12 protein-coding genes are annotated in these 8,411 nt (G+C 61.0%); 9 read left to right on the top strand and 3 right to left on the bottom strand.

Features of this window, described 5'->3' with window-relative positions:
* Positions 1 to 74 precede the first annotated feature (74 nt).
* From AC1DWA_RS30890 to AC1DWA_RS30850, 9 genes are all read left to right on the top strand, one after another.
* Positions 75 to 260 (top strand): hypothetical protein, encoded by a 186-nt coding sequence (locus AC1DWA_RS30890; RefSeq protein WP_477847105.1) that lies wholly within the window; start codon positions 75 to 77, stop codon positions 258 to 260.
* Between the two features lie 95 nt (positions 261 to 355).
* Positions 356 to 802 carry a helix-turn-helix domain-containing protein gene (locus tag AC1DWA_RS30885; protein WP_477847103.1) on the top strand — a complete coding sequence of 149 codons (447 nt, stop codon included), beginning with the start codon at positions 356 to 358 and terminating at the stop codon, positions 800 to 802.
* 226 nt (positions 803 to 1,028) lie between these two features.
* Entirely contained in the window at positions 1,029 to 1,199 is a 171-nt protein-coding gene (locus tag AC1DWA_RS30880; RefSeq protein ID WP_477847101.1) for a hypothetical protein, read from the top strand.
* Between the two features lie 325 nt (positions 1,200 to 1,524).
* The gene (locus AC1DWA_RS30875) at positions 1,525 to 2,190 is read left to right on the top strand and encodes an ATP-dependent DNA ligase (RefSeq protein ID WP_477917443.1); all 666 of its coding nucleotides are present in this window, start codon (positions 1,525 to 1,527) and stop codon (positions 2,188 to 2,190) included.
* A 199-nt stretch (positions 2,191 to 2,389) separates the two neighbouring features.
* Entirely contained in the window at positions 2,390 to 2,761 is a 372-nt protein-coding gene (locus AC1DWA_RS30870) for a VOC family protein (RefSeq protein WP_477848139.1), read from the top strand.
* Positions 2,762 to 2,978: 217 nt separating this feature from the next.
* Positions 2,979 to 4,229 (top strand): hypothetical protein, encoded by a 1,251-nt coding sequence (locus tag AC1DWA_RS30865; protein WP_477848137.1) that lies wholly within the window; start codon positions 2,979 to 2,981, stop codon positions 4,227 to 4,229.
* A gap of 298 nt (positions 4,230 to 4,527) precedes the next feature.
* Positions 4,528 to 5,028: a hypothetical protein gene (locus tag AC1DWA_RS30860; RefSeq protein WP_477848135.1), complete on the top strand. Its 501-nt coding sequence runs from the start codon at positions 4,528 to 4,530 to the stop codon at positions 5,026 to 5,028.
* 246 nt (positions 5,029 to 5,274) lie between these two features.
* The gene (locus AC1DWA_RS30855; protein WP_477848133.1) at positions 5,275 to 6,189 is read left to right on the top strand and encodes a hypothetical protein; all 915 of its coding nucleotides are present in this window, start codon (positions 5,275 to 5,277) and stop codon (positions 6,187 to 6,189) included.
* The gene (locus tag AC1DWA_RS30850; RefSeq protein WP_477848131.1) at positions 6,190 to 6,432 is read left to right on the top strand and encodes a hypothetical protein; all 243 of its coding nucleotides are present in this window, start codon (positions 6,190 to 6,192) and stop codon (positions 6,430 to 6,432) included. It begins immediately after the preceding gene.
* A 199-nt stretch (positions 6,433 to 6,631) separates the two neighbouring features.
* Here AC1DWA_RS30850 and AC1DWA_RS30845 read toward each other — a convergent pair whose 3' ends face one another.
* From AC1DWA_RS30845 to AC1DWA_RS30835, 3 genes are all read right to left on the bottom strand, one after another.
* A complete protein-coding gene (locus AC1DWA_RS30845) occupies positions 6,632 to 6,853 on the bottom strand; it encodes a hypothetical protein (RefSeq protein WP_477848129.1) in 222 nt (73 codons plus the stop codon).
* 25 nt (positions 6,854 to 6,878) lie between these two features.
* Entirely contained in the window at positions 6,879 to 7,724 is an 846-nt protein-coding gene (locus AC1DWA_RS30840) for a hypothetical protein (protein ID WP_477848127.1), read from the bottom strand.
* Positions 7,725 to 8,101: 377 nt separating this feature from the next.
* Positions 8,102 to 8,239 carry a hypothetical protein gene (locus AC1DWA_RS30835; RefSeq protein WP_477848125.1) on the bottom strand — a complete coding sequence of 46 codons (138 nt, stop codon included), beginning with the start codon at positions 8,237 to 8,239 and terminating at the stop codon, positions 8,102 to 8,104.
* Between the last annotated feature and the right edge of the window lie 172 nt (positions 8,240 to 8,411).

The following is an 8,411-nucleotide window of genomic DNA, read 5'->3' as shown; positions in this document are numbered from 1 at the left end:
GCTGTGGTTGTCAACTAAATAGAGAGGTGCGAAGATTGCCACAGAGATTCAGAGGAATCGACCAGGACACGAAAGTGATCCTGAAGGCACTCGAGAAGGCCGGATTCGAAATCCGCGCCACGAAAGCGGGTCACCCGATGGTCTACAAAGACGGTCAACTGATCACGACGTTCTCGAAGACGGCCAGCGACCGTCGGGCCGTGAGGAACGCACTGGCGCAGATCAAACGCCAGACCGGGTTCGCATGGCCGCCACGCTAGTAGGCACGTGAGAAAGGGTCGGGGATGTAGAAGGCATCCCCGMCCCGGACTCATTCAAYCAAACCTCGCACCGCAACAGAAAAGGACCACAACCCATGACCGCACAGCCCTACAACGTCGTCGCCGAACTCGACGCACCGTTCGACGAGGGGACCGTCGAGCTGTTGATCGACCCCATCGCCGACTACAGCGGAGCAGTAGGACGCTCCGAACTCGGCCGCACCGAAATCGTGTTCACCCTGCCCGCAGACTCCGTCCGCCAGGCCAACACCACCGCATTGGCGATCCTCGACCAGTACCCGCCGGCGCTGGTGTCGCTACGGGTGCTGCCCGCGGCGGACTTCGACAGGCTCACCGAAGCCGCGGAGCTGCCGGCGCTCGTATCCGTCAGCGAAGCAGCAGAAGAGCTGGGCGTGAGCCGCCAGAGCATCCTGAAATCCATCAAGACGGCCAAGCTCCCCGCTACCCGCGTGGGCGACACCTGGGCCGTTCGGAAGTCGGTTGTCCAGGCGCGTGCACGCGAGAACGCCGAAAGCGCATAGCCGATCGACCCACGCGGATCCAGGGGTGAGTGCCGACGTCAGCGAACGCTCTGCGATCCGATGACCTGCAAGAATTCTGGTTTTGCACAGAAAAATGAGCCCCCAGATGCCGGGTACCTCATCGGCGTAGTGGACGAGGTCACCGGAAATTTCCCGTGTAAATAGCTGCGACGATAGACAGTCGCCAACATCTCGACAGGAGAATCTCGTGCAGCAAGGTGACCAAGTGAGAATCGGGACCGAAGGCGTCTCGGTGTTCACGATCGTCAGCGTCGACGAGGCCGCTCACACCGCAATCATCGAATCAACCGCGGACGCCCCCCGGAAAGTACCCGTTTCCGGCGAAGCTCGCCGGTCTCGTGCCGGTCATCGAGGCGAGGCCCGGCGACGACGATGAACAGGACGCCTAGATCGAACGACCCCTGTGACACCAGGGGACGGGATCGCGACGAAACACCCGCCGAGTCAACGATCTTGATCGAACTCGGCGGAACTGTCCGGCGTCGCGTCGCGCTCCTCTGGCTTCTCCACGATAAGGGGCCTCACCTCGGCCTTGTACCGATATCCCCACCAACCATTCGGCAGCAGAACCATTCCGGCCTGACCCTCGTCCGCGGCGGAGTCCAGCCTTCATCCGGGTCGGGGGTACGAGTCATATCGACAGTGTCTCAACCTCGAAGAAAACAGTCGCGAGCCAGGACAAACCGGCGCACAGTGGAGAGATGAGTCCCGCCACGGGAAAACCGGTTCCGCCGATGCTCGCCACACTCGGGCAGCCCCCGGCGGGGGAGCGCTGGGCATTCGAGAGTAAGTGGGATGGCCAAAGGGCAATAGCTACAACAGGTTCCAAGGCTCCGGCGCTGTGGTCGCGCAACGGCAACGACATCAGCGGATCATTTCCCGAGGTCGTCGATGCGCTCAGTGCTGTGCTCGATGGTCGCGAAACCGTCCTCGACGGCGAGATCGTCGCACTTGGAGCAGACGGTGTGCCGTCTTTCTCCCTGTTGCAGCGCCGAATGCACGTCCTCAAACCCACCGCGCAACTTCGCAACGAGGCGCTGGCCTCGTACTATGTGTTCGACGTCCTCGACGTCGCGCTCGCCAACCTCAGCCTCGAACACCCGCGCATCAAAGTCCCACCGCACTGGCTCAACGTCGATGGGCCGACGATGCTCCAAGTGGCCAAAAAGCATCACCTGGAAGGGATCGTCGCCAAGAACATCGCGTCGCCCTACCAGCCTGGGAAGCGCTCTAGAGATTGGTTGAAGACCCCGGTCAGAGCGAATACAGAAGGAATTGTGTGCGGATTCGTACCGGGCTCCGGCAGTGCAGCCGGCGGTATCGGATCACTGATTCTCGGTGCGCACGACGACACCGGTAATGCGTGATAAACAAACGTGCTGAATGCGTGGATCTGATTGGTTGGCGCGAGTGATTCCTTGCGTCTGATATGCCGAAGTAAAATTGACAATGGAGTTTGTCTGTGACGTGGACCCGAAAGAGCTGCCTGACGAGCAGGTTCGATTGAATCGAATCCCGTTGAGCAGAAATGGAGTCGGCATAAGATCGAAATGAAACGATGAGAGCGTGCCCGAACTCACGGTCAAACAAATCCAAGTCACCTTTGATTGCGCAGACCCTGGGCGCCTCGCTCGTTTCTGGGGCGAGGTACTTGGTTACGAACACAAGGGTTCAGGATGCGTTGATCCCTCAGGTGTGGGCCCGCGCTTGTACTTTCAGCGAGTTCCCGAAGGGAAGGTCGTCAAGAATAGGCTGCACCTTGACGTGCGGGTCGGTACGGGTCTGGTGGGTGAGGAGCGTGTCGCTGTACTCGAGGCCGAATGCGCACGACTGGTCGAGCTCGGCGCGGTACGCGTGCGACTACTGCGTGCTGACGGAGTTCACGAGTCGTGCCTGGTGATGCAAGACATCGAGGGCAATGAGTTCTGTCTCGATTGAGTGGACGCGGACGGACGCTTTCGTGAATTGGTTGGTGACGGTGGTTTTCGGTTGAACGGCTCTGTCGTGCAGGGGGGATCGAGAGTCAGACATTGTGATCAGGGATTGGCTTGTTCGCTCGGAGGTCGCTGCCTTCTGGTGATGTCGGCGGCGTAGGCGCTGTTTTGGCCGACTTCGGTGACCCAGCCCTGGGCGGTGGTTACTTCGATGCCGAGAAGTGCGGGGAGTATGTGGAAGGCTGGTCGGCCTCCGCCAAATCGAGCTCAGTTCGTCGCTCCGAGAAGCCGGCGCTGCACAGGCTCGCCATCACGGATTGCAGGTCGGGGCGCTCATCGACCACGCCCGCGACGAGTACGGCATCACCATCTCGGAAGTCAGCCGCCACCTGGACATCCCCCGGGCAACTCTGAATGCGCTCGTCAAAGACGCCCAAAATGCAGGAATCGTAGTGTCGAACACGGACTACGAGATCCGACGGCTCACCGGTGGACCGTTCATCAACCATGTTCGAATCCACGGGCCGATAACCGAAATCATCGCCGGTTTCGAAGCGTCCGACGTCGTGTACCTCTCCCAAGAGCCTTTCGCGCGGTTCGTCGTCGACGGACACCTACGCGCTCCGAACGTCCTTGTTCGCTGCGCAGGACTCGGAGACTGGGTCGCGCTCGACAACTGCTCCGTCGGCTACGAAGGGACCGGCCCTACCAACACCGAGGGAGCGCTCAAAGGGGTTGGGGTGCCGGACGACATCGCCGAAACGATCGCATACGACAATCGCGTCTCCCATGTCGTACTCGACGCTGCGGGAAAAGCCGCCAAGTGGAAGATCGACGGGCGAGTGTGGCCGGCAGTACATCTTCCCCTGCCCAAAGCGATCGACAACGGGCGTTTTTGCTTCCGCTTCGGTCGATCGATCAAGGGCTCAGTGCCGGTCAACGGACCCCGGCCCGGATCGATCGACGAACTCGACGACCCTACATGCGGCGGAGTTTTCCCAGCACACCCCGTCGACGGATTCACCACCGCCGAACGGCTGATCCGATATCTCGACAACCCGCCACCCTGGTTGCAAGGTCCGCGCAAAGCCACCCTCTTCACCACACCAGGAGCAGCCCGCGAATCCGGATTCGCAGATGACTACATACCGCAGCGGCGAGGTACACCAGAGCAACTGAAAGTGGTGCGCGGGTTCGGATCTCGCACGGTCTACCAGCTCGTCATCGAGCAAGGCCCTATCCAAATTTGGAAATCCGACTACATTCCGGACGACCAAACTCAGTGGGTGCCAAAAGAATTTCATGGCATTCTCAAGCTCGCCGGACTTTTCCCTGGCGACATCGTCGAACGCGACAACCGTCCGCGTTACGTCAACTCATCAGCAGACGCCGGAATCGCCCTCCCGAAATTCCGCTCAACGGGGGAATCACGTGGCGCCCGTCCATGCAATATGCGTGAACACGCGCGATAGAAGATCCCGCCTGCCGGAAGGGCAATAACTTGTCGGGGGTGTGATCTAACCTCAGTGTGCGACGAGAAAGCAGGTCGCCACACCTGACTCCCGACCGCATTCCCCACCCGCGGTCCCGGCCCGATGTTCACTCATCCGGTCGGCCGGTGCGGCGACCTGCTTTTCGTATAAGCAAGGGTCGCGCGGTTCGGCGGGACACCCCGAGGCGTTGCGGCGCTACGCTCAGCCGCACATTGTCCTGTCCACCGCCGAGCACCATCGACTACAAACACCCTGGCCTCGAAAGGTTCACGAGCACATGACCGACACCGCTTCCACACCGCCATCGCGAGGCTCTGTTCACCTACGCGCATCGTGGTGGTGGAGTCGCCACGACGACCTCGCAAACCTTGACCTCGCCGACATCTTTGCCCGCCACGGCCATCCCTGCGCCGACATCACCGCTTCGGATGCCGTGGATGCAGCCCTACGTGCAGCCGTGCAGAACGACGATGCACTGGTTGAGGTTGCCGAGTGGATCGAGACGACCTCAACACGCCGGGGCGGCAGTGGAATTCAGAACCTGCGGCACAGTCTCGGCGGATTCACCGACTACCTCACTCGCAAACTCGACGAAAAACCGGTGACTGCAAAGACATTGCGGGAATGTGCCCAGCAGATCGGTTTCACCGACGAGACAATCGTTGAAGGCCGCAACCTCCCAGAGTTGGCGCATCCCGACGAAGAAATGACTGAACTACTCCGCCGCTACAACGAGGTCCGCGCTCAGGTGCTGGCCGTTGCAGCTACCCAGGTGTGAGAGGTTCGCGTCGAGCAGTGCCCATGTCGGCGGCAACAGATATGCTGAACCCCGTCCGGTGCAATGCATCGGCCCGCTGAGTGTGACGACGGTTTGGTCGCCGGACGACTCACACCCTCAGCGCACCCGTCCAGAGGCGGGCAACGGCGTGGCAGGCACCAACAGGAATGTTGAAGCCTGCCACGCCGCACGCGCACATAACCCCCGGCGATTCGTAGGGGGGCGACCGACAGTGAAGGGGGGCGGGTGGCGTATTCGATCAGTCCCGACACCGAACGTCCCTCGCACCTCGACCCGGAAGCCGGCGGAGACAACAGCCCCGTATCCAAGCGAAGCGGCTATCGCGCCGTCGACGAGTTCGACGATCGCGTCCGTGACCGCAGTGGGGCTCGTGACCTCGATCGGATGGTCGAGGCCGGAGAGTTCACCCGCGCACGCAAAGACCTCGAACGCGCCTTTCCCCGGCCCGTGGTCACGCAGGTGAATGAACGCAAACGCCGAACATTGCCGATTCCGGACGCGATCCGGCTGCCGCTGTCCTCCCGTCAACGCAAAGCCCGATCGGTCGCCAAAAACGCCGCCCAGACAGCGCTGCCCAGAATCGGATACAAAACAGTGGAGTCCCTGATCTCCGATCCCACAACATGGAAGACGACCGGTGCAGCTCTCACCGCTGCGCGCGGCGATGCTCAAGGGCTCGACGAGCGTACGCGGTCACAGGTTCAGCGCATCGACCGCGCCATCCAGACTGCCGAACGAGGCAACGACCGCGCCATCCAGACTGCCGAACGAGGCAACGACCGCGGGCATGTTGTGTACTGCGCTGTCTCGGTGCCGCACTCACTGCCCGAACAGCCGACGAACCTACCGAGGGCGCTGCAGCCGGGTTCGCGCATCGAGTTCGACCGATACACGATGTCCACGCACGCTATTCAGGAACTCGACCTGGTCGTGGGTGATCGGGAAGTGATCTTCGAGATGGAAACCCCACGCGGGATGTACCTCGGTGGCTCCGACTCGGTCGACATCACTTCGCATCTGTTGTCGCGGGGGATGCGCTGGCAAGTTGTCAGCTCGCACGAAGGCCGCTATCAGCGCCCCGACGGATCGTTCGGCAGGCGGAACATCATCCAACTACGAGACATCACCGAGGAGAACTAAATGCCGTTCATCGACGGAAAAGGCCGGCCAGAACTGTTGGTGCACCCGGACATCGCACTCGGTCTCGCAAACTTCCGACCGGTCGACGAGCCGGAAGTACCGCCCGTCCCGCTGACCGAGAAGGATCAGAAGAGGATCGCGGCGCGGCAAGCGGCGAAAAAGGCGGCTGCAGAACGCAAACGGAGAGCGGGAACTACGTCCGAACAGCAGAAAACCGGAGGCGCCCCCAAGAAAGTGGGGTAAAACCTCCGGCTCATCCTGTGGATCCGCAGTGCCACGATCCTACAAGCGAAAGACGCGCAACACAGCCTGGGCGGGTGCCAGGCGCCGGCGTTCGCCGCTGCCACGTACAGACCACCGCTTAGCCGGTGGTCCACCGCGTCAATTTGCTGCCGTTCTAGAGAATCGTTGAAAGGCCAGCCTACGCCGGAGGTGGCGTCACTCAGTGTCTGCTTCGTTTGACCACAGACGTGACACCGGCGACCGCGCCGACGACGACGATGGCTGCCACGATCGGAATCAGCCCGACCTCCGACCACCAGAACACCGTGATGAACAGAGCGAGACCCAACAGGCTGCCGGCCACGTAGAACGGTATCGACATCTTGCCGCGCTCTGGTCCGGTGCCGTCGTCGACCGGCCTCATCGGAGGTATCTCACTCATCGCTGTTCCCGTCGTTCAGTGAAGGTCATTCACAATTCGTATTGGGCACGAAGTAGAAACCGGTGCTCGAATCGAAAATGTCCTTCTGGTAGCACGCGTTCGGGTTGAAATTGTTGGAATTGAGAGCATCCCAGAGCAAAGCGACCGTTGCCGCGCCGCCGAAGGTGCACAGCAAACCAACCGCTGCGTCTGCAAGCTTACCCGGGGCTCCGAGTGCCTTGAGGGCCCCACGGAAGACCGACGAGCAACCGACGACAACGCCGCCGATGGCTACCGCATTGAACGCGTACGCGATCGCGTTCGCCTCGTATCCCCACACATTCAGGTAGACGCTGGTACCGAACGTCAGCTTGGGATCTGCGGTGACGGGATACGCCGTACCGCCGTTATGTTCGACGGTCTGCGTCAGAGTGTTTCCGTTGACATGGAAGCTGGTCGGCACGTTCGCGCCGTTCGCGTCCTTGGCCCACGGTGCCGCGATCGTGCCGAAGACGATGTCGACGCCTTCTGCGACACCGAAGATTTCCACGCCTCCGTCGGCCGCGATCCGTGTCGACAGCCCTTCCGGTACGTCGAGGGTGAAGGTGTACGAGGTAGGAGCTGATGCGTCGGGAATCGAAATCGCCTGGCGGGCAGAATCTTGCGCTACAGCCTCTGAAACGATCGTCGCACCTGCCACATCCGCGACCGCCGTGTCGTCGACCACTCGAGTGGAGGACGTGCCGTCTGCGGTGAGCGTCACCGTGGCGCCGCTCTCGGAGCTGACCGAGACGGACGCTGCGCCGGTTTTCGTTACCGACGCACCGGACGTTTCGAGGCCGACGCCCCGTTGTTGGCCAGCAGCATCCGCTGCTTGATCGACTGATGTCACCACTTGTTGATCGGATAGTTCGGCAGGTTGGGCAGATGCAGTGCCTGCCCACAAAACCATCGAGAGCGCAGTGGTGGTACCTAACAGTGCTATGGACAGCCTTCTATTGCGCACGTCGTTGCTTCTCTCTGTTGGCCATCATTGACCCGTGGATCACTCGCGGAATGGCGCACGAGCGACGGAGCTCATGTCAACGCGAGACCGAAACATGATGAACGGCAGGTCGATTCAACGATCCGCGCTGAACAAATTCATACAAACAAACCAGTCGGTAACGTAACACCGAAATTGTAGGAATGGACGATTAGGGACGAAACTCGTTAAAAAATGAAATACATTCCGGACATTTCAGCCATTTCAGAGAAATTGTGCGGAGATCATTTCCTTGGGGTGATCGAACGCAGCACGAAGTGGAACGCCACGGCGGTGCTGGCAGCGACCGCGACACCGGCCACCACCTCGGCCAAGAGAACCCCGACGGTGACGCCGAGGACTGCGGCGGCCGTGACCGCCAATGCGACATCAGTAGATACCGGACGAGGGCCGTTGATCGCAGAACCCCTCTCGAAGATGACACACCTACTCGCAGAGATCATCACATGCCGCGAGAACGGGGTTCTCGCACCCGCGCGGTCCAGCCATCCTCGGTTGCTTGACGCACGTAGCTTCGGAGCCGGAACCGAGTCT

The sequence above is a fragment of the Rhodococcus sp. P4_F3_2 genome (assembly GCF_056401335.1).
This window is presented reverse-complemented; position numbering and strand designations above follow the sequence as displayed.